The 26,101-nt window shown below is 57.6% G+C and carries 23 protein-coding genes; 19 read left to right on the forward strand and 4 right to left on the reverse strand.

What is annotated here, in order from left to right:
* Positions 1-40 precede the first annotated feature (40 nt).
* Positions 41-1,051 (reverse strand): type I glyceraldehyde-3-phosphate dehydrogenase, encoded by a 1,011-nt coding sequence (gene gap, locus AC3WOK_RS10845; protein WP_492354496.1) that lies wholly within the window; start codon positions 1,049-1,051, stop codon positions 41-43.
* A gap of 79 nt (positions 1,052-1,130) precedes the next feature.
* The gene (locus AC3WOK_RS10850; RefSeq protein WP_492354497.1) at positions 1,131-2,111 is read right to left on the reverse strand and encodes a GlxA family transcriptional regulator; all 981 of its coding nucleotides are present in this window, start codon (positions 2,109-2,111) and stop codon (positions 1,131-1,133) included.
* A 149-nt stretch (positions 2,112-2,260) separates the two neighbouring features.
* Between AC3WOK_RS10850 and AC3WOK_RS10855 the strand changes: the two genes are divergently transcribed.
* Complete coding sequence (locus tag AC3WOK_RS10855; protein WP_492354498.1) at positions 2,261-3,232, forward strand: fatty acid desaturase; 972 nt, start codon at positions 2,261-2,263, stop codon at positions 3,230-3,232.
* The gene (locus AC3WOK_RS10860) at positions 3,225-3,983 is read left to right on the forward strand and encodes a phosphate/phosphite/phosphonate ABC transporter substrate-binding protein (RefSeq protein WP_492354499.1); all 759 of its coding nucleotides are present in this window, start codon (positions 3,225-3,227) and stop codon (positions 3,981-3,983) included. Before AC3WOK_RS10855 ends, AC3WOK_RS10860 begins: the two co-directional genes overlap by 8 nt.
* Here the strand turns inward: AC3WOK_RS10860 and AC3WOK_RS10865 are convergent.
* Together AC3WOK_RS10865 and AC3WOK_RS10870 are read right to left on the reverse strand one after the other, a co-directional pair.
* Positions 3,962-4,858 carry a LysR family transcriptional regulator gene (locus tag AC3WOK_RS10865; protein ID WP_492354500.1) on the reverse strand — a complete coding sequence of 299 codons (897 nt, stop codon included), beginning with the start codon at positions 4,856-4,858 and terminating at the stop codon, positions 3,962-3,964. The two genes, AC3WOK_RS10860 and AC3WOK_RS10865, sit on opposite strands and share 22 nt — an antisense overlap.
* 22 nt (positions 4,859-4,880) lie before the next feature.
* Complete coding sequence (locus tag AC3WOK_RS10870) at positions 4,881-7,169, reverse strand: FdhF/YdeP family oxidoreductase (RefSeq protein ID WP_492354501.1); 2,289 nt, start codon at positions 7,167-7,169, stop codon at positions 4,881-4,883.
* 1,000 nt (positions 7,170-8,169) lie between these two features.
* Here AC3WOK_RS10870 and AC3WOK_RS10875 point away from each other — a divergent pair.
* The 17 genes from AC3WOK_RS10875 to AC3WOK_RS10955 all read left to right on the forward strand — a co-directional run bounded on the left by AC3WOK_RS10875 (position 8,170) and on the right by AC3WOK_RS10955 (position 26,094).
* Positions 8,170-8,664 (forward strand): hypothetical protein, encoded by a 495-nt coding sequence (locus AC3WOK_RS10875; protein ID WP_059312794.1) that lies wholly within the window; start codon positions 8,170-8,172, stop codon positions 8,662-8,664.
* A gap of 23 nt (positions 8,665-8,687) precedes the next feature.
* Complete coding sequence (gene tssJ, locus AC3WOK_RS10880; protein ID WP_047345803.1) at positions 8,688-9,191, forward strand: type VI secretion system lipoprotein TssJ; 504 nt, start codon at positions 8,688-8,690, stop codon at positions 9,189-9,191.
* 28 nt (positions 9,192-9,219) lie between these two features.
* On the forward strand, positions 9,220-10,563 hold the full coding sequence (gene tssK / locus AC3WOK_RS10885; protein ID WP_063430624.1) for a type VI secretion system baseplate subunit TssK: 1,344 nt from the start codon (positions 9,220-9,222) through the stop codon (positions 10,561-10,563).
* Positions 10,564-10,580: 17 nt separating this feature from the next.
* Positions 10,581-11,819, forward strand: coding sequence for a DotU family type VI secretion system protein (locus AC3WOK_RS10890; RefSeq protein WP_029740100.1), 1,239 nt, complete (start codon positions 10,581-10,583; stop codon positions 11,817-11,819).
* 2 nt (positions 11,820-11,821) lie between these two features.
* Positions 11,822-15,442, forward strand: coding sequence for a type VI secretion system membrane subunit TssM (gene tssM / locus AC3WOK_RS10895; RefSeq protein WP_492354502.1), 3,621 nt, complete (start codon positions 11,822-11,824; stop codon positions 15,440-15,442).
* A 16-nt stretch (positions 15,443-15,458) separates the two neighbouring features.
* The gene (tagF, locus tag AC3WOK_RS10900; RefSeq protein ID WP_047345800.1) at positions 15,459-16,175 is read left to right on the forward strand and encodes a type VI secretion system-associated protein TagF; all 717 of its coding nucleotides are present in this window, start codon (positions 15,459-15,461) and stop codon (positions 16,173-16,175) included.
* Between the two features lie 11 nt (positions 16,176-16,186).
* Positions 16,187-17,203, forward strand: coding sequence for a type VI secretion system protein TssA (tssA, locus tag AC3WOK_RS10905; protein ID WP_059312798.1), 1,017 nt, complete (start codon positions 16,187-16,189; stop codon positions 17,201-17,203).
* A 75-nt stretch (positions 17,204-17,278) separates the two neighbouring features.
* Positions 17,279-17,803: a type VI secretion system contractile sheath small subunit gene (gene tssB, locus AC3WOK_RS10910; protein WP_008502644.1), complete on the forward strand. Its 525-nt coding sequence runs from the start codon at positions 17,279-17,281 to the stop codon at positions 17,801-17,803.
* Positions 17,804-17,806: 3 nt separating this feature from the next.
* The gene (gene tssC, locus AC3WOK_RS10915) at positions 17,807-19,306 is read left to right on the forward strand and encodes a type VI secretion system contractile sheath large subunit (protein ID WP_028018712.1); all 1,500 of its coding nucleotides are present in this window, start codon (positions 17,807-17,809) and stop codon (positions 19,304-19,306) included.
* 80 nt (positions 19,307-19,386) lie between these two features.
* Entirely contained in the window at positions 19,387-19,818 is a 432-nt protein-coding gene (locus AC3WOK_RS10920) for a Rap1a/Tai family immunity protein (RefSeq protein WP_492354503.1), read from the forward strand.
* On the forward strand, positions 19,815-20,309 hold the full coding sequence (locus AC3WOK_RS10925) for a T6SS effector amidase Tae4 family protein (RefSeq protein WP_492354504.1): 495 nt from the start codon (positions 19,815-19,817) through the stop codon (positions 20,307-20,309). The genes AC3WOK_RS10920 and AC3WOK_RS10925 overlap by 4 nt, the downstream gene beginning before the upstream one ends.
* On the forward strand, positions 20,294-20,743 hold the full coding sequence (locus tag AC3WOK_RS10930) for a T6SS amidase immunity protein Tai4 family protein (RefSeq protein WP_492354505.1): 450 nt from the start codon (positions 20,294-20,296) through the stop codon (positions 20,741-20,743). Before AC3WOK_RS10925 ends, AC3WOK_RS10930 begins: the two co-directional genes overlap by 16 nt.
* Before the next feature lie 180 nt (positions 20,744-20,923).
* Positions 20,924-21,406, forward strand: coding sequence for an Hcp family type VI secretion system effector (locus AC3WOK_RS10935; protein ID WP_014884229.1), 483 nt, complete (start codon positions 20,924-20,926; stop codon positions 21,404-21,406).
* A 140-nt stretch (positions 21,407-21,546) separates the two neighbouring features.
* On the forward strand, positions 21,547-21,900 hold the full coding sequence (locus AC3WOK_RS10940) for a T6SS amidase immunity protein Tai4 family protein (protein WP_059312803.1): 354 nt from the start codon (positions 21,547-21,549) through the stop codon (positions 21,898-21,900).
* 612 nt (positions 21,901-22,512) lie between these two features.
* Complete coding sequence (tagH, locus tag AC3WOK_RS10945) at positions 22,513-24,279, forward strand: type VI secretion system-associated FHA domain protein TagH (protein WP_492354506.1); 1,767 nt, start codon at positions 22,513-22,515, stop codon at positions 24,277-24,279.
* On the forward strand, positions 24,276-25,073 hold the full coding sequence (locus AC3WOK_RS10950) for a PP2C family protein-serine/threonine phosphatase (protein ID WP_059312806.1): 798 nt from the start codon (positions 24,276-24,278) through the stop codon (positions 25,071-25,073). The genes tagH and AC3WOK_RS10950 overlap by 4 nt, the downstream gene beginning before the upstream one ends.
* Positions 25,074-25,089: 16 nt before the next feature.
* Positions 25,090-26,094, forward strand: a complete 1,005-nt coding sequence (locus tag AC3WOK_RS10955) for a hypothetical protein (protein WP_059312807.1) — start codon at positions 25,090-25,092, stop codon at positions 26,092-26,094.
* Positions 26,095-26,101 lie beyond the last annotated feature (7 nt).

Consider the following 26,101-nt stretch of genomic DNA (forward strand, 5'->3'; position numbering starts at 1 on the left):
GCATTTGCCGGGTGAGCGTTAACGCCACCCGGCGCAAGACTTACAGCCCTTTTTTATCCATAAATACCGCCAAATCCACCAGGCGGTTTGAGAATCCCCACTCGTTGTCATACCACGCCAGGATCTTCACCATGTTCCCGCCAATCACCAGCGTGGAAAGCCCGTCAATAATCGAGGAGCGCGGGTCGCCCTGGTAATCGCTGGAGACCAGCGGCTCATCGCTATACCCCAGAATGCCTTTCAGTGGCCCGCTGGCGGCAGCGTGACGGAACGCGTCGTTCACCTCTTCGGCGGTCACGTTCCGGCTCAGCGTCACCGTTAAATCCACAACCGACACCACCGGAACCGGCACGCGCAGGGAGTACCCGGTCAGTTTACCGTCCAGGGAAGGGATCACTTTCCCCAGCGCTTTCGCCGCGCCGCTGGAGTAAGGCACAATCGACAGCGCCGCCGCGCGCGCGCCGCGCAGATCTTTCTCCGGCTGGTCGTGCAGCGCCTGGCTGTTGGTGTAGGCGTGGGTCGTGTTCATCAGGCCATGCTCAATCCCGAACTGCTGATGCAGCACCTGCGCAGCCGGCGCCAGACCGTTCGTGGTGCAGCTCCCGTTGCTGACCACAGCGTGGCGGGCGGGATCGTACTGCTCGTGATTGACGCCCATCACAATCGTCAGGTCGTCGTTCTTCCCGGGAGCGGAAATGATGACGCGCTTAGCGCCGCCGTGGGTGATATGCACTGCCGCTTTTTCCCGCTCGGTAAAGAACCCGGTGGCTTCAATCACCACGTCAACGCCGACATCGCGCCACGGAATATCCGCCGGATCGCGTTCGCTAAAGACGGCGATACGATGCCCGTCTACCTGCAGCGCGCCGTCGGCCGCTTCAACGGGCGCGGGCAGTTTGCCCAGCAGGGAGTCATGCTTCAGCAGATGGGCGAGGGTTTTGCTGTCCGTCAGATCGTTAATGGCCACAATCTGCAGATCCGGGTTACCCAGCGCTGCGCGCAGGAAATTACGTCCGATACGGCCGAAACCGTTAATACCGACCTTAACCATGGTGCACTCCTTATCTTTCGTTGTCTGGAGTCACTGTAGGCGTCAGGTGCCGTGGCGTAAACGACAAAAAAGGATCAGATTACGCCATTTTCCGGCAATGAAAGCGCTGGCGATATTCGCCCGGGGTGAGGTGGAGCTGTTTCTCAAACACGCGCCGCAGGTTAATACTGGTGCCAAACCCGCTTTGCCCGGCAATGCGCTCCAGGGAATCGCTGGTCTGCTCAAGCAGCTGGCGGGCTGCGGCCAGACGCGCTTCGGTCACGTAGCGGGCAGGAGATACGCCGGTCTCACGGGTAAACACGCGGGTGAAATTACGCGGGCTCATCGCCGCCTTTTCGGCCAGATTTTCCACGCACAGGTCGGCGGTGAGGTTCTGCAGCATCCAGGACTGCAGCTCGCTTATTGGGCCCGACGTGCCGGGCTGCTGCAGGCTGTAGCGGCTAAACTGCAGTTGTCCCCCGGGGCGGCGCAGATACATCACCATATCCTGCGCCACGTCGCGGGCGAGGGTAAATCCGTAGTCATCCTCCACCAGCGCCAGGGTCAGATCAAACCCGGAACTCACGCCGCCGGAGGTCCAGACGGGGCCGTCCTGAATATACAGCGGGCCGCCTTCGACCCTGATCGACGGATACTGAGCCTGCATTGTCTCCAGCAGCCGCCAGTGGGTGGTCGCGCGACGACCGTCAAGCAAACCGCTCTGGGCCAGCAGCATCGCGCCGCCGCATATAGAGGCGACCCGCCGGGCGTGCGGCGCAGCAAGGTGCAGCCAATCGACCACCGCCGTGCTCTCCTGCTCGTTCATGCCGCGTCCGGTGATGATAATGGTATCCAGCGGTTCGCGCGGATCCAGCTCCGGCAGGCGGTAATCCGCCAGCAGATTCAGGCCGGACTGACCGTGGATCACCTGGTGAGGCTGGGTTGTGGCGATGATAATCCGGTAGCGGGGTTGGGCAAGCCCTTCCGGGTGCAGCCGGTTGGCCTGCATCAGAATGTCGGCGATACCGGCGGCTTCAAACAGCATGCCGCCGTCGGGAACGATAATCAGGATTTTTTTCATGTCCTGAAAAGTACCTTTATTACAGAATAAGTCAAGCGGCGGGCGAGCCCTACGTTTCTGGCAAAGCAAAGCGATTTAAGTTGTTTGTTATTTCAGGCGTAATACCCGATCGTCAGGGCTCTGTCTCTGGCGAAACGGCGTCTGAAGGAATGGGTAAACGAAACTCCCTCTATTTGCATCCGCAACAACGCAATCAAATCCACCGTCTTGCATCGGGATTCCTGTGGCGAAGCGAACTGCCCACCTGGCTGTTAATTATGACCATTTATGCTGGCTGGTTTGGCACGCTGGCGTTCTGGCAAACGCTCGGCCTGCTGCCCGCCACGCTGCTGCTTATCGGGTTTACCGCCTGGTATATGTCCCTGCAGCATGAGCTTATCCACGGACACCCGACGCGTTTTGCGTGGCTTAACCAGCTGTTTGGCACGCTCCCGCTGGCGGTCTGGTATCCGTATGGCCTGTACCGGGATTCCCATCTGGCCCATCATCGGTACGATAGCCTGACTCATCCGGTGGATGACCCTGAGTCGTACTATTTTACCGACGAGAGCTGGGCGCGCTTTACCCCGTGGCAGAAGCGCGCGATCCGCGCCCGGAACACCTTCGCCGGTCGTTTGATGCTGGCGCCGCTGCTCGATATTCTTCAGACGCTGGGCAGCGCCGCGGCGGCGTTTCGCCATCTTCATCTGCGGGCAATGGCGATGTGGCTGGTGCACGGTGTGCTGCTGGCGGCACTTTTCGCCTGGATGACGCGCGTCGGTTTTTCACCCGTCTGGTTTGTGCTGGCGGTAAGCTATCCGGCGCTGGCGCTCACTAAAGTTCGATCGTTTTTTGAACATCGCGCGGCGGATGACCCGCTCGCGCGCTCCGTCATTAACGAGGCGGGGCTCTTCTGGCGGGTGCTGTTTTTGAATCTCAACTACCATTCAGTACATCATGATTTGCCGGGCGTTCCCTGGTACGGGCTGCGGGCGATCTACCTGCAAAACCAGGAGGCGTACCGGGAGCGAAACCACGGTTTTCTCGTCAGGGGCTACGGTGAATGGCTGCGCCAGTTCTGGACCCGGCCCGTCGACGTCACCGTTCATCCCGGAGTGCAACAAGGGGAAGGTTATGAGTAACCTGCTGGCGTTTCCCATGTACGCCGTGGATCGCGCCGACACCCGCGCGCTCTGGCTGGCGGTAAAGGGTTTACTGGTTGCGCGCGGTGTGCCCGTCGATCGTGACCCCGGCTGGCCGGAGTCTGACCTGCTGACCCACTGGCAACAGCCTGAGCTTATCCTCAGCCAGGCCTGCGGCTATCCGCTGGTCACGCAGCTCCCTGACGTGCAGGTGGTCGGCTGCTTTCACTACACGGCGCCGGGCTGCGAAGGGATCCATTACCGCAGCGTTCTGGCGGTGCGCGAGGAGGATAGGCATCTCACGCTGGCTGATTTTCGCGGACGCCGGGCGGTCTGTAATTCCCCGGACTCGCAGTCCGGCCACCGTGCGCTGCGAAAAAAAGTGGCTCCCCTGACCGCTGACGGTCCGTTTTTCGCACAAACGTCCTTTAGCGGTAGCCATCGGCAGTCGCTGATTGATATCAAACGCGAGGCAGGGGATATTGCGGCCATCGACTGTGTTACCTGGGCGCTGCTGCAGCGTCACGAGCCGGAGCGGCTTGCCGGGCTGGCGGTCATCGACCACACCCCCCTGACGCCAGGGCTGCCGCTCATCACCTCGCACAATACCTCGGCTGAAACGCTGAGCGCCATTCGCGATGCGCTACGCGCGCTTGTGGACGCGCCAGAACACCGGGACGTTTGCGACGCGGTGCTCATCGGCGGTTTTAGCGCGGTGACGCGTCAGGCTTATGCCTCATTGCGCGAATGAAAAACCTCCTGCGCGTCGGTAAAACAGCGCAGCGCCAGCGAGGAGACGGGCTTCTGCCTGCGCATAATCAGGCCGACGGGGGCCTCAATATTCGCGTCGGCGATGGGGACTATCCGAAAATGACCGTTCAGATCTTCCAGCCCGTTATTCAGCGGCATCACGGCGCAGCACACGCCGCTCTGAACCGCCTGAATGATCTGGAACGTGGAGTCGCTTTCAAAAACGGACGTCGGTTCGATACCGGCCGCGTTAAAGCTGGCCTCCATATGCGCCCGGTAGTGCATCCCTTTGGTCAGGAACCCCAGCGGAAAATCCATCAGATCGTGCCAGGTCAAACTCTCCTGGCGTAGCTGGAAGTGGCGGATGTCGTGCAGCAGCCCCATCTTCGTTTTGGGCAACTGGATTACGTCGAACAGGCTGGTGTCGATACTGTTAAGGTAGCAAATCCCCAGTTCGAGCTGGTTGCGGCTGACGCCGTCGGCAATCTGCGCTGAGGACATGGAATAGAGGCTGTAGGTCAGCTCCGGGTATTTTTGCGTCAGCAGACGAATAAAGATCATTGGATCCACGCTTGCCAGCGGCACCATCCCCAGCCGTAAATCACCCACCACCTGGCCTTTGCACAGCGCGGCTTCCGCCTGTAACCCGTCGTGCGCGGCCAGCAGGGTGCGAGCCCATGCGAGGATGCGTTCTCCCTCCGGCGTAAACCCTTCAAAGCGCTGCCCGCGCACTATCAGCACCAGCCCCAGCTCCTCTTCCAGGCTGCGGATGCGCATGGAGAGGGTCGGCTGGGTAATGTTGCACTGCGAGGCCGCTTTACCAAAGTGCCGGGTCTGGTCGAGCGCGATTAAGTATTTTAACTGTTTAATATCCATCGTTTTCTCCGCGCGAACGGCCTTACAGCATGCGGATCTCTTTTGAGCGCAGGGTGATGCGAACCGGAACGGATTTATAGGACGGCGTTCCGCTGTCCTTATCCAGATAGTCGAGCGGTACCAGCACGTTGGCTTCCGGGTAGTAGGCGCCGACAGAGCCCGGGGCGATGCTGTAGGCCACCACGGTGATGTCTTCCAGCCGCTGCGCGCTGCCGGGCAGGGCGGTTTCAATATCCACGCGGTCACCGTGCTCCAGTCCTGCCTGCGCCATGTCGTCTTCGTTCATAAACAGCACGTCGCGGCGGCCAAACACGCCACGGTAGCGGTCGTCCAGGGCGTAAATGGTGGTGTTGTACTGGTCGTGGCTGCGCAGCGTGATCAGGCGCAGAACGTGCTTGCCTTCACCGCTGGCGTTCTCGTGAACGCCGTCGAATACCGAGAATATCGCTTTTCCCGTCGCCGTTGGCCAGATACGCTGCGTTGGCGGTAGCGGCATCCGGAAGCCGCCGGGAACGCGGATCCGCGCATTGTAGTTCTCAAAGCCCGGAATGGTCTGCTCGATCAGATCGCGGATTTTGTCGTAATCCTCAACCAGCGTTAACCAGTCCACGCGGGTGGCGGGCAGGGTGGCGCTCGCCATGCCGGCGACGATAGCGGGCTCTGAACGGAGCAGCGGTGAGGCCGGCTTCAGCTTGCCGGAAGAGGCATGCACCATCGACATGGAATCTTCGACGGTGATGGACTGACGACCGGTTGCCTGAACGTCCAGCTCGGTGCGGCCCAGGCACGGCAGAATAAACGTCTCTTTGCCCACCAGCAGATGCGTGCGGTTCAGCTTGGTGCCAACGTGGACGCTGAGCTCGAGGGACTCCATTGCCGGGAAACCGCGTTCATGATCGGGCATCGCCACCGCAAAATTGCCGCCGAGGGCGATGAGCGCTTTTGCCCGGCCGTCGATCATCGCCTGCGTCGCCTGCACCGCGTCGTGTCCGTGGTGAGACGGCGGTTCAAAGCCGAACACCTCCTTCAGACGGTTCAGGAAGGCCGGCGTGGGTTTCTCGCTAATCCCGACGGTGCGGTTTCCCTGCACGTTTGAGTGGCCGCGCAGCGGGCAAATTCCCGCGCCGGGCTTGCCGATATTCCCGCGCAGCAGCAGCACGTCAGCGATCAGCCGCACGTTTGCCGTGCCTTTATTATGCTGGGTGATCCCCATCCCGTAGGTAATGATGGTGGCCTTCGATTTCGCATAGGCTTCTGCGACCTTTTTGAGCGCCGCCTGGCTCAGGCCCGACTCGCGCTCGATATCGTCCCAGCGGGTTTGCGCGATATCGGCGGCAAAGTCCGCAAAGCCCTGGGTGTGCGCCGCAATAAACGCGTGGTCGAGTACGTCACCGCCTTCGGCCTCCATCTCCAGGATATGTTTGGCAAGGCCTTTCAGCGCGGCGGCGTCGCCCCCGGCCTTCACCTGGTAGTAGGTCGAAGCGATATCCGTGGAGCCGTAGGTGGCCATTTCAATCACGCTTTGCGGATCGGCGAAGCGTTCCAGGGCGCGCTCGCGCAGCGGGTTAAAGACGATGATCGGCACATTGCGACGCGCCAGCTCGTGCAGGGTACCCATCATTCGCGGATGGTTGGTGCCGGGGTTGTGACCGATGGAGATCACAAGCTCGGTTTTGTCGAAGTCGTCCAGCGAGACGGTGCCTTTCCCGATGCCAATCGAACGCGGCAAACCGACGCTGGTGGCTTCATGACACATATTCGAGCAGTCGGGGAAGTTATTGGTGCCGTATTCGCGGGCGAACAGCTGGAACAGATACGCCGCTTCGTTAGAGGCTCGCCCGGAGGTATAGAACTCGACCTGGTCCGGTTCGAGCCCGCGCAACACCTCTCCGATGCGCTGAAACGCCTCGTCCCATTCGACGGGCCTGAAGGTATCGCTGTCGCGGTCATAGCGCAGGGGATGCGTCAGCCGACCGTAACCTTCCAGTTCAAAGTCCGATTTTGCCAGCAGCGAGGAGACGCTGTTTTCCGCCAGAAACGCGGGTGTCACGCGCTTGCTGGTGGCTTCCCACGTCACCGCTTTGGCGCCGTTCTCGCAGAACTGGAACGTGGATTTGTGTTCTTTATCTGGCCACGCGCAGCCCGGGCAGTCAAAACCGTCAGGTTGATTGGTGCGCAGCAGCGTCGCGGGGGCATCAAAGGTATCCATCTGGGTACGTACCGCAATGGCCGTGGCTTTTAACGCCCCCCAGCCGCCTGCAGGACCATCATAGTGTCTGATACCGGGCACTGAGCGTCTTTTACTGTTCATACCAACTCCTGATTTGTTCGGTCTTACGGCGACTAAGCCAATAAATCACTGAAGAAGACGATAAGCGACAGCAATGGCGGCCGGATGTCTGTGTGCATCCGATACGGCAAAGTGCCTTATCTTAAATTCTTTTTATTACAATTATTTATCAGATATGTCGCATAAATATTTAAAGAAATTATAACGAAATTTTATCATTTTAATAATAAATATTATCTATCACCTGTTAGGTGGGATAGATGGTGGCGAGCGCAGGAGGATGTAGTACCCGTTAAACTTCGAATGAAGTTTTCGCACGGTGAAAAAGACAATATCCGCGCCTGGCAGGCGATCTGGCGCATCGGGTAACGCGAGGGCGGCAGGAATGTTTACTCAGGCTTAATGATTAATGGATATAATTTATGCCCTCGAGGGTAATTATCACATCGTGAAATATAAAGTTATTTTGAGGCGTGAAATTAACGTCAGTCTGCATAAGTGAAATAATCCCATTTTGATCATTAATTACGACGAATATTAAAGATACCCTGTTAGTGCAACAAATAATTCATCGTCAGTATATTGTTCTGACATCAGCAATACGCGAATTCTACTAATTATGGTAGTGGCGATAATAGCGACATTGCGTTAATGAAAGTGATTCTCTTTTGTGTTTTTTATTTATAAAACATAAAGTTATGTCGTTGTGGGGTGAGCGAATAAGAGGGCTTAGGCCACGTCGGGTTTTTTTCTCAGATTAATCCTATAATCTTCCGACTGCTTCATTTACCATCAGTTACGCAGCGGTAAATATTGAATTGATACGAAGCTCATGTAAACTTGTTTACCGTTTGTCAAAATATGTCAGGAAGACGCTGGGCCTTATTCCGGAGGGCTCGTGCGGTAGCTATGCCCTTAAAATAGTAACGCCCTGAAAATATCCTGGCTATTTTAACAATAGCACTTAAGTCAAACTTCATCCCCTTATCTCCATCATCGAAATATCGCTACGGAAAAGCATATGAAAATGCGCGTACTGTTTTCACTTCTGTTTGTAATGGCGGTGGCGGGCTGTAAAGCGCCGCAGAAACCTGTGATCAACGACGATACGATCGAGACCAGCCAGGTCAACGGCGTAACCTTAACCCACCGTCACGCCGTTACGCCGCCGGCAGAGTTCACGCCGGTCAACGAGCCGTATCGTGCCATGTATCCGGCCTCCCTGATGAGCCGTCCTGACTTTGGCGGCAAGGTTATCCGCAACCTCGAGACCGGTAAAACGTATGTGGTGCTGGGGCAGGTTGAACACTACTGGATGGCGCTTGCCGATGAAGGTAACGAGCAGCTGATTGGTTACGTCCCGATGCGCGCCGTTATCAAGGCCGATCAGTACGAAGCCACCGTGCGTAAGCAGGCCATTCGTCCTAAGGCGCGTAAAAAAGCGACCTGCGTTGATGTCGACGGCAACAGCAAAGCCTGCAAAGACAGCGCTAACGGTACCTGGATCCTGAACTAAACGGCTTTCATGAGCGCATTTTTATGAATAATAAAAATTTTCATAAGCTGTGGTTATTCTTTTACGCGGTGATTTTCGCCCTTGTCGGTGGTTGTACGTCGTCTTCACACAGCGACCCCTCCCGCTACAATCTGCAGTTTCAGGCTCATCCACAAATCAATGAATCTGCGCCGCTTAAGGTCCGGGTGCTGTTGCTGAAATCCGATGCGGATTTTATGTCCAGCGACTTCTACTCCCTGCAGAACAACGCGTCCGCCACGCTTGGCGCGAATCTGCTGAACAGCGATGTGTTCTTCCTGATGCCGGGACAGCTGTCGAAAACCCTCAGCGGGCAAAGCTCTCCGGAGGCCCGCTACATCGGCGTGATGGCGGAATATCAGATGCTGGATGGCAAAAAATGGCGCGTTTCACTCCCTCTGCCCGTGCCTGGCGAAAATCACATCTATCAGTTCTGGAAATGGTCCGCAGATGAACTTCAGGCCAACGTCTTCCTCGACGTGAACGGCATTCGGGTCATCAGCCAGTAACGCGCTCTAAAACAGGAAACACATCATCATGACCAAAGCAGAAAAGGTCGTCTGGACCGAAGGCATGTTCCTGCGTCCACACCATTTTCAGCGGACTGAAAGTTATCTGCTCAACCATGTTCGTGAATGGGGTGCGCTGCAGCGCTCTTACCTCTGGGGCTTTCTGGACGTTGAACTGGATGAAGCGATGCTTCGCCAGGGATGCATTGCCCTGAGCTACTGCAGCGGGTTGCTGCCGGACGGCACCTTTTTCCAGGTCCGTAACGGGCGCAACGGTCCTGTGCCGCTGAAAATTCCTGACAACCTCACCAATGAAAAAGTGGTGCTCGCGCTGCCGGTTCGCCGCGGCGAGAGAGAAGAGGTGATTTTCAGCGAAGAGCCGGCCTCGCTGGCGCGCTTTATCGCGTTTGAGCAAGAGGTGGAAGACGATAACGCCATGTCGGTGGGGGACGCCACCGTCCAGTTTGGCCGCCTGCGTCTGACCCTGATGCTGGAAAAAGACCTCACGGCCGAATGGACCGCCATCGGCGTGGCGTTTGTAGCTGAGAAACGCAACGACAACCACGTGCGCCTCGATAACAGCTACATCCCGCCGATGCTGAACGCCAATAACAGCCCTCAGATCTACAGCATGATCAACGATCTGCACGGCTTACTGGTACAGCGCAGCCAGCAGATTGGCGGCCGCCTGCGCCAGCCTGGCCGCTTTAACACCTCTGAAATGATCGAGTTTACGCTGCTGTCGCTGGTTAACCGTCATCTGGGCGAGGTGTCGCATTTAAAAACCCTGCCGCTGCTGCATCCGGAAACGCTCTGGCGCAGCTGGCTGCCGTTTGCCACAGAGCTTTCTACCTGGACGGCGCAACGCACCGCTGAAAGCGTGCTGCCGATTTACGATCATGACGACCTGGCAAACTGCTTTAGCAAGCTGATGCTGATGCTGCGTCAGGGACTGTCGCTGGTGATGGAAGACCACGCGATTCAGCTGCCGCTTAACGAACGCTCTCACGGTCTGAACATCGCCACGGTGCCGGAAACCAGCATGGTGCGCGAGTTTGGCTTCGTGCTGGCGGTCAAAGCCAATGTGCCGGGCGAACACCTGCAAACCCATTTCCCGGCGCAGATGAAGGTCGCGCCGGTGTCGAAAATTCGCGATCTGGTCCAGCTGCAGCTGCCTGGCATTATGCTGCGCGCCATGCCGGTCGCGCCGCCGCAGATCCCGTGGCACGCCGGCTACAGCTACTTCGAGCTCGAGAAGGGCAGCGAGCTGTGGCACGAGATGGATAAGTCCGGCGCATTCGCCCTGCATCTGGCAGGGGAGTTCCCGGGACTGGATATGGAGTTTTGGGCCATCCGTAGCCCGACAGAATAATAAAGCGAGCGCTTAATATGCAGGAACGACAGGACACCGGCAGTGATGCCGGGTTTACCGGAGCCAGTAGCAACAATCAGCTGGTGGCCGCCGCCAATCCGCTGCTCAATGCGATCCCGCAGATCCGTCATTCGGTTTCGCATGACGATCAGGTGGCGCTGCGCCAGCGTCTGATCGATGAGATTCGCCGTTTCGAAGTCCGCTGCCAGCAGGCCGGGCTGCCTTATGAGGTGATCGTCGGGGCGCGTTACTGCCTGTGTACGGCGCTTGATGAAGCCGCCGCGCTCACCCCCTGGGGCAGCAGCGGCGTCTGGTCAAGCAATGGCCTGCTGGTGACGTTCCACAACGAAACCTGGGGCGGCGAGAAGTTTTTCCAGCTGCTGGCGCGCCTGTCGCAGAACCCGCGCGAACATATCCTGCTGCTGGAGATGATCAACTACTGCCTGCTGCTTGGATTCGAAGGGCGCTATCGGGTGCTTGACAATGGCCGCACCCAGCTTGAGACCATCAAGCAGCGTCTGTGGCAGATGATCCGCGGCGTGCGCGGCAGCTACCCGCCGCCGCTCTCACCCCATCCGGAAGATCGTCCGGTGCTGCGCAAGCTCTGGCGGCCGATGGTTCCCCTGTGGGCCTGCGTGGCGCTCGCCGGCTTTATCGCCTGCCTGTTTTATATCGTGCTTAACTGGCGTCTTGGCGATAACACCAACCCGGTGCTGGCGAAGATTTACCAGTCCCAGCTGCCGGAAACCACTATTCAGCAGCCGGCTCGTCAGCTGCCGGCGGTGCTGAACCTGCGCGGCTTCCTGAAACCGGAAATCGAGGCGGGCCTCGTCGCGGTGAAAGACGAAGCGGATCGCAGCGTCGTTATCCTGAAGGGTGACGGGCTGTTTGCCTCAGCTTCTACCGTGGTGCGCGACCGCTATGAGCCGGTGATCAACCGCATTGCGCAGGCGATGAATAACGTCAGCGGCAAAATTCTGGTGGTGGGCTACAGCGACAACGTGCCGATCCGCAGCGCGCGCTTTGCCTCTAACTATGAGCTCTCTCTGGAACGTGCCCGCTCCGTACAGAAAATGCTGCAGGGAAGCCTCTCTCAGCCTGGCCGCGTGAAGGCGGAAGGGCGGGGCGAGATTAACCCGGTGGCGCCGAACACGACGCCGGAAAACCGCGCCCGTAACCGCCGTGTGGAAATTACTCTGCTGGTGTCGCCTGAAAATACGCAGGCCGAGCTGAACGGATTGCCGCAAGGAAACTAAGGATGCTGACTACACTTCTTTCCATTCTGACCAACCGCATTCTGTGGAGCTTCCTCGGCGTAACGGCGCTGGCGGCGGTGATCTGGATGATTGGTCCCCTGTTGTCCATCGTGGACACCCGGCCGCTTGAGTCCGAACAGAACCGCATAATCAGCATCGCCGTGGTCTACCTGCTCTGGGCGCAGGGCCACATTCTGCCGCGGCTGTACAATGCCTGGCTGAACCGCAAGCTGATGGACAAGCTCAAAGAGAACACCGCCAGCCCGGAAGCGGCGGATCCGCAGAAGCGGCTGAACAGCGAGGAGCAGATCCTCGCCAGCCGCTTTGATGAAGCCGCGCAAATGCTTAAAAAAGCGCACTTCAGCAAAGCGGGTCAGGGCGCCCAGTGGACCCAGCGCTTCAGCACGCAATATCTCTATCAGCTGCCTTGGTACGTCATTATCGGCGCGCCGGGTTCGGGTAAAACCACGGCGCTGGTCAACTCCGGGCTGCAGTTCCCGCTGGCGGATCGTTTCGGTAAGACCGCGCTGCGGGGCATCGGCGGCACGCGCAACTGCGACTGGTGGTTTACCAACGAGGCGGTGCTGCTGGACACGGCAGGGCGCTACACCACGCAGGAGAGCGAGCAGGTGCAGGACGCCGGCGAGTGGCTGGAGTTTATCAACCTGCTGCGCAAGTATCGCCGCCGCCAGCCGATCAACGGCGTCATCATCACCATCAGCATTTCTGACCTGCTTACCCAGTCAGCCGAGGCGTCCCGCCAGCAGGCGGTGAATCTGCGTCAGCGTCTGTCCGAGCTGCATGAACAGCTGGGCATCCGCTTCCCGGTGTACGTGATGGTGACCAAGGCCGACCTGCTTAAAGGCTTCCGCGCCTGGTTTGCCGACTACGACAAAGCGCAGCGCGACCAGATCTGGGGCTTTACGCTGCCGTGGGAGCAAACCAAACACGCCGACTACGACCTGATGGGCAACTTCCAGCAGGAGTTTTCGCTTTTACAGCAGCGCCTCGATGCCGGGCTGCCGGAAACGATGCTGAAAGAGCACGACGCGAAAGCCCGTGCCGAAGCGTATCTCTTCCCACAGGAGTTCGCCGCGCTGCGTCCGCTGCTGGCAGATTACCTGAGCACGGTCTTCGCCCGCTCCAACTTCGAAACCGAATTCTCCCCGCGCGGGATCTACTTCGCCAGCGGCACGCAGGAAGGCATGCCGTTCGACCGCGTGATGGGCGAACTGAACCGTGCGCTGTCGCTGCCGGAAGGGGCGGAGGCGGATCGCTGGGATTCAGTCAGCAAAGAGGCCCCTATCCCGGGGGCGAAAGGCCAGAGCTTCTTCATTAAGAACCTGCTGCAAAACGTCATTTTCCAGGAAGCCGGGATCGCCGGAGAAAACCGCTGGTGGGAACTGCGCAACCGGGCCGTGATCTGGTCCGGCTACGCGGCGCTGCTGGCCCTGCTGGTGATTCTGGGCGGGCTGTGGCTGACCAGCTATGCCAAAAACAAGGCCTATCTGGAAGAGGTGGATGCGAAGGTGCCGCTGCTGGACCAGCAGAGCAAAGCGCTGCAGAACCAGACCCAGCGCGATCTGTTCGATCTGCTGCCGCTGCTGAACGGTCTGGTTGACCTGCCGAAAAGCGACGCGTTTGACGTGAACGATCCGCCCGTTTCCCGCCGTATGGGGCTTTATCGCGGGGATGACGTCAGCGATGCTTCCCAGTCTCTGTACCAGAAAGCGCTGGATCAGATGCTGCTGCCGGCCGTCGCCATGCACATTATCACCTGGCTTCGCAACGACAACGGCAGCGATGTGGAATACAGCTACGAAGCGCTGAAAGCCTATCAGATGCTGTATCAGCCGAAGCACTATGACGGCAAATTCCTGCACTCGTGGGTGATGCTGAACCTGCAGCGTAACCTGCCGCAGAACGTCACGAAGGCGCAGCTGCAAGAGCTTGAATGGCACCTGACCCAGCTGCTGGAGCCAAAGATTCAGGCCTCCCCGTACGCGCAGGATGAATCTCTGGTTGCGCGCGAAAGGGCGATGATCAACCAGCAGCCGCTCTCCACGCGGGTGTACGGCCGTCTCAAGCGCCTGCTGGAGCATGATGAAAACCTGAAGCCGGTCTCCCTTTCCGATCTGGGCGGACCGCAGAGCGAGCTGGTGTTTTCACGCAAAAGCGGCAAGCCGGTGAGCGAAGGCGTGCCGGGGCTCTATACGCCGGACGGCTACTGGAAAAGCTTTAACGGCCAGATTGACAGCGTCACCACCGCCCTGCACGAGGACGACGCCTGGGTGCTGGGGGCCGCCACGGCGCAAGAGGATAAACAGCAGATCGATAACGCCGTGCGCCAGCTCTACATGCGCGACTTTATCGCTAACTGGGATCGCTTTCTCGCCGACATTCAGCTGAACAACAGCGCCGACCTTTCCCAGCGCATCAACACCGCGCGCCTGCTCTCGGGCGCAAACTCGCCGCTGCGCCGTCTGGTGCAGAACCTGAGCCAGGTGCTGACGCTGTCGCGCAATGCGCCCGCGCCAGAAGATGCGAGTAAAGCGCAGGATCAGAGCAACCGCGCCACCCGTACGCTGGAAGCGCTGTTCAGCAATAATGACAATGCCCCGACGCAGGCTGCCGTGGTCACGCAGGCGCCGGAGCAGCTGGTGACCGACCACTATGCGCCGATGATCGAGCTGGCGCAGCCGCTGGAGAAGGGCGGGAAGACCATCGTATTTGACGATTTTCTCAAGCAGGTGGACGAGCTTTACCGTTATCTGACCGCCGTACAGGACGCCGCCAACAGCGGCATGCCGGCACCGGGCGGCGAGGCGATCAGCCGTCTGCAGGCCAGCGCCGGTCGTCTGCCGGGCGGGCTGCAAACCATGTTCAGCAATATGGCGGTGGGCGCCAGCAGCGATACCCAGCGCCGCGACCTGGAAAACGTGCGTAAGCGCATCAACGTTGAGGTGGGCGGGTTCTGTCGCCAGGCGATTGCCGGTCGCTACCCGCTGGTGCGCAGCGCCAGCACCGAGGTCACCCCTGACGATCTCGCGCGCATGTTTGCCCCCGGCACCGGGCTGATGGACGCCTTCTTCCGCGACAACCTGACCAATAAAGTGGATACCACGCAGGCAAACTGGCGCTTTATGCCGGGCATCGACGGTAAAACGCTGCCGGGAAGCGAAGGGCTGCTGAGACCGTTCCAGCAGGCCCAGTCCATTCGCGACGCCTTTTTTGCTAATGGCGCAACTACGCCGTCTTTCAAGGTGACGGTACGCACCGTGCGAATGGATAACACCATTCTGAACCTGACGCTGGACGTCGACGGCCAGCTGCTGCGCTACAGCCATGGCCCGCAGGCCGTGCAGATCATGAACTGGCCGGGGCCTGGCGGCACCAACCAGGTCCGCATGCAGCTGGGGCTGGCGAACGGCAGCACGGCGACGCTGGTGACGAACGGTGCCTGGGCGCTGAACCGCTTCTTCGATAAAGCGAGCACCAGCCCGGGCGCGGGGAGCCTGAGCCGTCAGGCCACCTTCAACGTTGACGGACATCAGGTCACGCTGGAGTTTGCGCCAAACAGCATTCGCAACCCGTTCCAGCTTCCTCGTTTCTCATGCCCATAACCGCAAGGACAGCCGTATGACGAATACCCCTGCGATGAACCGCTACAGCTGGTATGGCAAATTACCCAGCGCCGGAGATTTTTTGCAGCGCCGCTTTCCTGACACCTTACAGCGCCAGTGGTCCCACTGGTTCCAGGTTGGTCTGCTGGCCTGGCAGCAGGAAGAGCTGCGCAGCGGCGAGCGACAGTTCCACAAAGCGCCGGTCTGGAATTTTGTTGTACCGCCTATGCTGGGCAGCCAGATGATCCAGATGGGCTGCCTGCTGCCCGGCCGCGACAGCGTTGGCCGACAGTACCCGGTTTGCCTGCAGCTGAGCTTCGCCCCGTCAGAGTGGTCGACTAATCTGCTCAGTCAGGCCGAGAGCTGGTATCAGCAGCTTGGACGCCTGGGGCTGCACGCGGTGCGCAACAGTTTTTCCGCCTCGCAGCTGGACGAGATGTTGATGTCCATTCCGGCACCGCAGCCCGTCGAGCCGCAAAAGCGTTCCGATATCCTTGATGTGATTGGCTATGACGAGGACGGCCAAAGCACGCTGGGCTGGCCTCAGGCGGCAGAGTGTTTTGACCCGCTTCGTCAGACCAGCTACTGGTGGACCAACCGCTGCGACGGCTACCCGCTGTACACCCACGTTCACAGCGGTAACTTTACCGGGCAGCTTTTCACCCTGCTGTTCGATCCGGCAGGGGGCGCCCGCCCGGGCCGTCACGGTCTTTATCCGCCTATGTTTGAATAAGCAGGGATCTTATGAATATCGAAGAATTTCTCGCGCCAATAAGCCCCGACAGGCCCTGCGGCGAAAACCTGGAGTACGACGCTGACTTCCAGCTCATGAATCAGGCAGGGCAGGGAAAAGCGGAACAGCAGTTTGGCGACACCATCATCCCGGCGGAGCCGGCTGACTGGAACACGGTTGAAAAATACGCCACCAGCCTGCTGAGCCGCACCAAAGATCTTCGCGTGCTGCTGGCGTTAACCCATGCCTGGACGCGCCGCCGCGGGCTCGCGGGCTACGCAGACGGATTGCTGCTGGTGCAGGAGGCGCTCGCACGCTACTGGGAGCCGCTTTACCCGCTGCTGGAAGAGTTTGGCGAAACCGATCCGTTCTACCGCATTAACGCCCTGGCAGGGCTGAGCGATAAGTCTGACCTCACCGTCGCCGTGCGTAATGCCTCGCTTCTGCGTTCAAACGGCGATGAAATTTCGCTCCGGGATGCCCAGGCGCTGCTGGACGGCAGTAAGACGGAATGCCCGGACTATCCCGGCGGCCGTCCACGGCTGATTGACGAGCTGGCCCGCGGCGACCAGCCGGGAACCGCAGCGGTTATCGTGATTAACGAACGCCTGCTGGCGATTCGCGATCTGCTCACCGGCTATCTCGGCGAAAGCGGGGTACCGGAGATGGAGCAGCTCCTGAAAACCGTTGGACTGGTTGCCAGCGCCTGTCAGGTGACCGACATCAGCAAGCTGCTGCCGAACCGGGAGGCGCAGGCTGAACAGCATGCCGAGCCGCAGCCTGCGGCAGCGCAACCCGTTCAGCAGGTCACCGACTGGCGCAGCGTGCAGGTCACCAGCCGCGCCGACGCGCAGCTGATGCTGGAAAAAGCGAAGCAGTATTTTGCACAGTACGAACCGAGCCACCCGGCACCGCTGATGATTGAGCGGGTGCAGCGGCTGTCAGAACTTAACTTTATGGACATTATTCGCGACCTGGCGCCAGACGGCGTTAACCAACTGGAAAACATCTTTGGACGCCGCGAATAACGCGTCCAGGCATTATGACGACAGGCATGGAGCCTGCCGTTTCACCTTCACCGCGCATCTTTGATGGAGAACATCATGGCAATGAGTAACAGTGGGCAGAAATTCATCGCACGTAACCGTGCCCCCCGCGTGCAGATCGAGTACGACGTAGAGATCTACGGTGCAGAACGTAAAATTCAGCTGCCGTTCGTGATGGGCGTCATGGCCGATCTGGTCGGCAAACCGGTGGAAAACCTGCCGGCCGTGGATGAGCGTAAGTTCCTCGAAATCGACATCGACAACTTTGACGAACGCATGAAGGCGCTGAAGCCGCGCGTGGCGTTCCAGGTGGATAACACCCTGACCGGCGAAGGCAAGCTCAACGTCGATCTGACCTTCGACAGCATGGACGACTTCCTGCCGGATGCGGTGGCCCGCAAGGTTGAGCCGCTGAACAAGCTGCTGGAAGCGCGTACTCAGCTCTCCAACCTGCTGACCTACATGGACGGCAAAAACGGTGCGGAAGAGCTGATCGCTAAAATTCTGCAGGATCCGACGCTGCTCAAATCCCTGAGCCAGTTGCCGAAAAATGACGAAAGCGCGAAAGGTAGCGAGGAATAATCAATGAGCAACCAGACTCAACAACACGAGCAGCAGGCGGGTCAGGCGTTCAGCCAGGATGAATTCAGCGCGCTGCTGAACAAAGAGTTCCGCCCGAAAACCGACCAGGCACGCTCCGCCGTAGAAAGCGCGGTTAAAACCCTGGCGCAGCAGGCGCTGGAAAATACCGTCACCTTCTCAAACGATACTTACCGCACCATTCAGAATCTGATTGCGGGTATCGATGAGCAGCTGTCACAGCAGGTCAACCAGATTATTCACCACGACGAGTTTCAAAAGCTGGAGAGCGCCTGGCGCGGTCTGAGCTACCTGGTGAACAACACTGAAACCGACGAGATGCTGAAGATCCGCTTTATGAGCATCTCCAAGCAGGAGCTGGGCCGTACCCTGAAGCGCTACAAGGGCGTGGGCTGGGATCAGAGCCCGATCTTCAAGAAAATCTACGAGCAGGAGTACGGTCAGTTTGGTGGCGAGCCGTTTGGCTGCATCGTCGGCGACTACTACTTCGACCACAGCCCGCAGGACGTTGAGCTGCTGGGTGAAATGGCGCGCATCGGTTCTGCGGCACACTGTCCGTTTATCACCGGTACCGCACCGGGCGTGATGCAGATGGAGTCCTGGCAGGAGCTGGCCAACCCGCGCGACCTGACCAAGATCTTCCAGAACACCGAATACGCCGCCTGGCGTTCACTGCGTGAATCTGAAGATGCCCGCTATCTCGGTCTGGTGATGCCGCGCTTCCTGTCGCGCCTGCCGTACGGCATTCGCACGAACCCGGTCGACAGCTTTGACTTTGAAGAGCAGACCGACGGCGCGAACCACAACAGCTACTCCTGGGCGAACGCCGCCTATGCGATGGCCGCCAACATCAACCGCTCCTTTAAAGAGTACGGCTGGTGCACCTCGATTCGCGGCGTGGAGTCCGGCGGGGCGGTAGAAAACCTGCCGTGCCACACCTTCCCGAGCGACGACGGCGGCGTAGACATGAAGTGCCCGACCGAGATCGCCATCAGCGACCGTCGTGAAGCCGAGCTGGCGAAAAACGGCTTTATGCCGCTGGTTCACCGCAAAAACTCCGACTTTGCTGCCTTCATCGGCGCGCAGTCTCTGCAAAAACCGGCGGAGTACCATGACCCGGATGCGACCGCTAACGCGCGCCTGGCGTCTCGTCTGCCGTACCTGTTTGCCTGCTGCCGCTTTGCCCACTACCTGAAGTGCATCGTGCGCGACAAAATCGGCTCCTTCCGCGAGCGCGAAGAGATGGAGCGCTGGCTGAACGACTGGGTGATGAACTACGTGGACGGTGACCCGGCTAACTCCTCTCAGGAGACCAAGTCCCGCAAACCGCTGGCGGCTGCGGAAGTGCAGGTGCAGGAAATTGAAGACAACCCGGGCTACTACGCCGCGAAGTTCTTCCTGCGTCCACACTACCAGCTGGAAGGCCTGACCGTTTCCCTGCGTCTGGTTTCTAAACTTCCGTCGCTGAAGACGAAAGACGCGTGATAATGATTGCCGGCTCGAAGGAGCCGGCCATTTGAGCGTAAAGAGCTTAGCTTAATTCTGTCAGTGAATAAGGATATACGGTGAAACATATACTTTTGATCGCAACCAGTTTGCTGGCAGTTTCTACTCTGGCAAGCGCGGACGCTGGAAATTATAAATTCCCTCAAGCAGAAGCATTGCCTCAGGATGACACATCAAACTTCCAACGCGATCCGACGTTGTTAACGGGATACGATTTAAATTTGAGTGCAGAGCGTTTCGCTAAAGCCTGGCTGTCGAAAACGAATGAACGTGAACGCATTAAGGCAAATATGTATCTTCTCGGCGTAGTCGACGCGTCTGAGGGCACTGCATGGTGCAAGGGCAGGCCTTTTTTGCCAAATACTCTACATGAGTTTCTCTATTCTCGTTTTGCGAACTTATCGAAACAGCAAGGTGATGAACGCGCTTCAAAAATCATCATTGACGGAATGAAAGAATTACGCCCATGCAAAAAGGAGAGTGATAAATGAGACCATTATTCGAACAACTTAAACGTCAGCATTACTCTTCAAATCATACACGCGCGGGTTTTGCCTCGGGTGAACAGGTCTTCTCAGAAATTGGCTACGATTATTCAACGATTATCAAGCAGCAACCGGCATACGAAAATACATGTGCGGTAAGAATGAGTCTGGCATTGTTAAAATGTAATGTTGAATTCACAGGTCGTTTACCTATAAAGTCGGGTCCCTATAAAGGTAAAACAATCGAACCTGGCGCAAAATTACTTGCCGATCAACTTTATAAATCCCATGTATTTGGCAAGGCCGAAATATTTACCGATCGCGAGGCGGGTGCGCGCGCAATGTTGGGCCGAAAAGGTGTTGTTTTCTTCAATAAAATTGATGGGTATGGCGGTGGTCATATCGACCTTATTGAGCCTCTGAGTAATAATTCGTTTATATGTAACTCCGATTGTTTTCCGTACTGTCAGGAAATCTGGTTTTGGGAATTAAAATAATTTCATTCAGGTATCTAAAGACAGCATTTCTTTTGCTCACTTGCTTATGTTTTTCTGCTCGCGGTGATAACCCTCACGTAGATTTTTATCAGCAGCAAACATACCGGCAGGTTTTAAAAGATTTAGTTCTGGTGCGCTGTCTTGCGCAGGTGGCAGATAAAGGCAGCCAGTTTTCTGCTGATGCGGCCCGCAGTGCGAGTGCATTTATTGAGTGGATACCTTTTGATGCCGAAAATGGTACTGATAAAGTGAATGCCCTCATTAGAAAATATAAAAATCAAATTAACGGTTTTCATTCAGAGCGAAAACCCGATGTCAAAGGCGTAACCTTAAACTGTTTACGTCTTTATCATAGCGACGAACTGAACAAACTGGTTCCGCAAGTCATCATTGGCGATCCTGATCGTACCTGGATTCAGGATAACCCGCAGTAGTAAAAGACTTCACATTCTTTCCGTTCATTCAGGGGGAATGTAAGGCTGTCAAATGACACGGGTCATTTGATATGAGGCAGAGGTAAAATATGGACGGTTTTATTCAGCCCCATGCTTTCCTGTTTGCCATATAAGTGCTTTTTCGAAAGCAATATTGTTCATCCACGAAGAGTAGATATTATGGCTATTGATATGTTTCTGAAGGTCGAGGGTGTTACTGGCGAATCTAAAGATTCTAACCACACCGGCTGGACTGATATTACCTCCTTCTCCTGGGGCGCTTCCCAGCCAGGTAATATGAGCGTTGGCGGTGGCGGCGGTGCCGGTAAGGTTAACTTTAACGATCTGCACGTAAACGCACTGATCGACAAATCCACTACAGCAATCCTGAAACACTGCGCCAGCGGTAAACACCTGACCAAAGTTGAGCTGTCCGTCTGTAAAGCCGGCGGCCAGCAGGTGGAATATACCCGCATCACGCTGGAAGATGTACTGGTCACTTCTGTTCAGTACACCGGTGCCGACAACGGCGATACCGTTGGTGTGACCTATGCATTCCAGGCTGCGAAAGTGAAACAGCAGTACTGGGAGCAGACCACTGCCGGTGGTAAAGGTGCTGAAAGCAGCGCTGGCTGGAACATCAAAGAGAACAAAGAAGCGTAATAATAGTGAGCCCGAAAGGGCTCACTCCAGATTTTCTGTCCGTTCTTCCCCTACATTATATGACGTAATGGATTGATATTATTGTCGATTGTAGGCCGGGTAAGCGTAGCGCCACCCGGCACATGACACCGGAACCTGAAATGAAATGTTTGCTGATGCCTTTTTTGGCATTAATTGTCAGTGGTGCGTATGCGCAAACGCTCCCGGACTTGACGAGTTTCTCTGAGCAACAGATATTTGAAAACTGGGTGCAAAATCGATGCATCGGCAAGATTGCGGATAGTAAGAGTCTGAAAGATGATGCGATAGCCAGCGCTGCCGCATGGCTAGAAGCAAGCAATCAGCCTGCCGGGAATTTCGAAACAGCAGACAAGGTTATTGATAACTTACTCAACGAGAAGCCGGGCGGTAACGCACCAGTTGGTTATCAGGTTTTGAAGTGCAGCTTAATCGCCAATAGCGACGCAATTCGCTCGCTTGGGGTCCAAAAATAACGTTTCGCCGATATGCCAGGAGATTTGACCGCACCATCTCGCGTCTTCAAGTCACTGCCCGTGATGGCCCTCAAGATGAGTGCAGATTCGCCAGCCTTGGTAGTAAAATATGGTGCATATGAACTGTTTACTATTCTTTCTTATTGTGGTCTTGTTCCTGATTGTTGTAATCATGGATCGATTCAGTTCTCGTTTTTTTAAAAAGCACGAGAATGATTATAATCAGCTTCTTTCAGACTACAGACGGAAAGGATATGACCTGGATCTTGTGACAAATTACGCTTCTTTTTTTGGTTCACTGGCTAATTACCAAAAAATAATCTGGTTTGTACGCCTTTATAAAGGCGTCAAAATGAAGTTTACTCATGAAAGGCCGGTGCAGGAAGAAGCTTATAAATACGTGCAGTCATTACCGGATGAAAGAATTGGCTGGATACTAAAGTTACATCGTCGTTATAAATTACAGGCGTTAATATTCACTCTATGGCTCATTGTTGGATTATATTTTATAACCTTCATTAAATAGTTTTAATATTCACTTTCTCAAACGCCGCCGTTCTCGCCCCGAGAGCGGCAGCGTTTGAGCGCTAATCATACCAGCAGGAATACGCCATGCGATTCACGATTATTTCTACGAAACCCGGTCATCAGCCGCCGCAGAGCAGCTGTGATTTTTACGCCCCGGGCGGCACCATTGGGCGCGGTACGGATAACAATCTGGTATTGCCGGACAATGACCGCACCATCTCGCGTCTGCAGGCCATTGTTCACGTTGACGCGCAGGGCGAATGCCGCGTCACCAACCGTGGCAGCGTCACCCGCGTGGTATTAAATGACATTCCGCTGGAGCGGGGGCGTCAGGTTGAGCTGCAGGATGGCGACATTCTCGGTATTGATGAATACCGCATCGAAGTGACCGAGCTTATCCACGACACGCAACCGGTGAGCCGCATGGCGGCCAGCATGCAGCAGCAGGCTCGTCCAGCAGCGCCAGCGCCTGCTCCGCAGCCGAAACCGGCGAGCGCCGCCCCGCGCGGGAAGAGCGAGCCGACAGCCGTGCCAACGGAAATCTGGGATAGTCTGATGCAGGAATTCTCTATCTCCGACAGCATCTCCAGCAACCGCACAAAGCCGCAGCCCGCTGCATCGCACGATCCCTTCACCCAGCCCGCGGCGCCCGAGCGTAACGCCGAAGATCCGCTGGCGATGTTTAACGACAGCGATCCGAAGCTTGAGCGTAAGAATGTCGACCCGGACACGCTGTTCAGCGATGAGGCGCTGTTCAAAAAAGAGAGTATTTTTGACGACGTCACCCCGTCAACGCTGGTGCCGCCGAGCGAGACAACTCCCGTGCAGCCAGAAGAAGAGGCGACGGATGAGCTCGACCCGCTGGCCCTGTTTGGTGGTAAGGCCAGCGCACCCGCCGCGCGTAATGACGACCCGCTTGGGCTGATGGGCGGCGCGCCGTTGACCCATCCGGACGACATTGCCGACGAAAAGCCGGAGCCGAAAACGGAGCCTGCGCCAGCGCAGGAGGAGGACGTGCTTGCCGCTTCCCCGCTGTTCGCCCCTGAGCCGCAGGAGGCCCCGCGCGCTGAAGAAGAGCCCGCGCGTCCGGATTACGCAGGTTTCACCATGCCTACGCCGCAGGCCGTTGCGCGCAGTAGCGCTCAGACGCCTAAGGGCCGTCTGCGCATTGACCCGGTCAATAACGCCGCTTCCCCAACCTCCACGGCGAACAGCGGTGAAAAGGGCGAAGTGCTGCAGGGCGAGCTGCTCGAGGCGCTGCTGGAAGGCATGGGCCTGAGCGAAATGCAGCCGGTGCCGCAGTTTGACCGTGAAAATATGCGTCAGCTGGGCCAGATCCTGGGCATGTTCTCCCAGGGGACCGTGGCGCTGCTTTCCTCGCGCTCCATCCTCAAGCGCGGCGTAAAAGCCGATATGACCATGGTGCTGGACGATGCCAACAACCCGTTCAAGCTGTTGCCTACCGGGAAAACCGTCCTGATCCAGATGTTCGGCACGCCGATGCCGGGCTTTATGCCGCCGACCAAATCCGTGCGCGACGCGCTGATCGATCTGCAGGCGCACCAGCTGGGTATGATCTCCGGTATCCGCGCCATTATTGCCGCAATGCTGCAGTCCTTTAACCCGGAACAGCTCGAAGAGCAGGCGAAGCAAAACGGGATGACCTCTCGTCTGGCGCTGCCGGGAAGCCGCAAAGCCGCCCTGTGGGACTATTTTGTTCGCAGCTACGGTGAGACGGCCGGCGAGATTGAAGATGACTTCCACACCCTGTTTGGCGAAGCCTTCCTTCATGCATATGACATGGAGGTGAATCAGTACAAAGACTCACAGAGCGGATCGGAAGACAAATGAATATCGCAACGGCTTCTCTCTCCCGACAGGGGACGCGCGCCAGCAACCAGGATCAGACGGGAGAAACCATCGGGGAACGTTCAGCCTGCTTTGTCGTCTGCGACGGCATTGCCGGCCTGCCGGGCGGTGAGGTCGCCGCTGAACTGGCCCGCAACAGCATTATCTCCCGCTTCGATGGCGACAAACATCTTAATGCGCAGCATATTCGCGACTACGTGCAGACCGCGAATCGCACCATTCTGAGTGAACAGCAGGCCGTTCAGGACTATCGCCGGATGGGCACGACGCTGGTCAGCCTGTTCATTGACCGGGATTACGGCCTGGCCTACTGGGCGCACGCGGGCGACAGCCGCCTGTACCTGTTCCGCCGGGGATGGCTGTGGCACGTCACCACCGACCACAGCCTGGTGCAGCAGATGAAGGATGCCGGGCACCAGACCGAGAACCTGAACAGCAACCTGCTGTATCTGGCGCTGGGGATTGAAAACGGTGGGCCGGAAGCCAGCTACAGCGACGTGGTGCAGGTCGAAGACGGCGATGCATTCTTACTCTGCACCGACGGCTTCTGGCACGGCGTCAGCGAAGAGCAAATGAAGCAGTCGCTGCATATGGTCAATACGCCACAGGAGTGGCTGACCTTAATGAACCAAATCATTCAAAAGAATGGCGAACAGGAGGGGAATGCTCAGGATAACTATACTGCCCTGGCGGTATGGATGGGCAACCCTCAGGACACCACTTTGCTGCACACCCTCTCTGATGCAGCACAATTTCTTCCCTGCGGAACTGATTAGACACACAAGGAACGATATGAAACTTTGGCTATCGGGTTTGGCAATTCTGGCGGTGACCTCCACCGCACAGGCTGAAAATTTCCGCATCGTGCAGTCTCCTGCGCAGAAGCTGGATATCTGGATCGACAACATCAAAGACAACACCCCGCAAAGCTGGTGTAAGCCAGAGGTGGCGCTGCGTATTGTGGCGAACGGCAAGAAAGACGTCTCCGTGCTGGAAAACTTTGTGCCGCGTCTTGGCTCACTGCTGGAACACCAGTGCAGCAAAGTGAATAAGCTCAGCTGGACGCTCAACGATCCGGCGGGGACGACGCTGGCGCAGGGCACGGCAGGCAAAGCGCAGGAGTGGGCGCTGGTGGTGAAACAGGCGCAGGCCGAGCCCGCCGCGACCCCGACCGCAACCGCAACTGCGGCCAGCGGCGCGTTGCTGCCGCCAGACCAGAACGTGGCAGCCAATACCGTCGCCGCCGACCGCACGCCGTGGCAGGAGTTTACCCTTCAGGACGGCTGCCACCTGCGCACCTTCTGGGAAGGCGGCGCTTCCGCACCGGCGCTCTTCATTCCGGATTCTGACACCACCCGCTGCGGTAACGGCAGCTGGCTGAGCGGACACACCGTTATTTCTCAGTCCCGCAACGGTGGGCAGAAAGAGATGGCGGTGACCTACATTCATGGCTTCCCGGTGGCGGGGCTGAACCAAAGCGCTGACCCGGAAAACGCGCTGATCACCTCCGTTAACAAAGAGCGCATGGTATTCAGCACCCCGAACAGCGACCAGAGCTGGATGATCCTGCCTTACGATCCCACCCTCAACAGCTGGAAGAGCAACGGCACGGTGGCGGTAGAAATTTCGCGTGAAACCGCCAGCGACGATGCCAAACTGCAGGCGCGTATCGCCGCGGTGAAAAAAACGTGGGGCGCCTGGGTTGCACCCGGCACCCCGCTGAATATCGTTCTGATTGACACCCTGCGCCCGCAGTTGCGCGATCCGGCAATCGGCGCATGGCGCGCGGCGAATTAAGGAGTGG

Source organism: Enterobacter sp. FW301-JW81, from assembly GCF_058788735.1.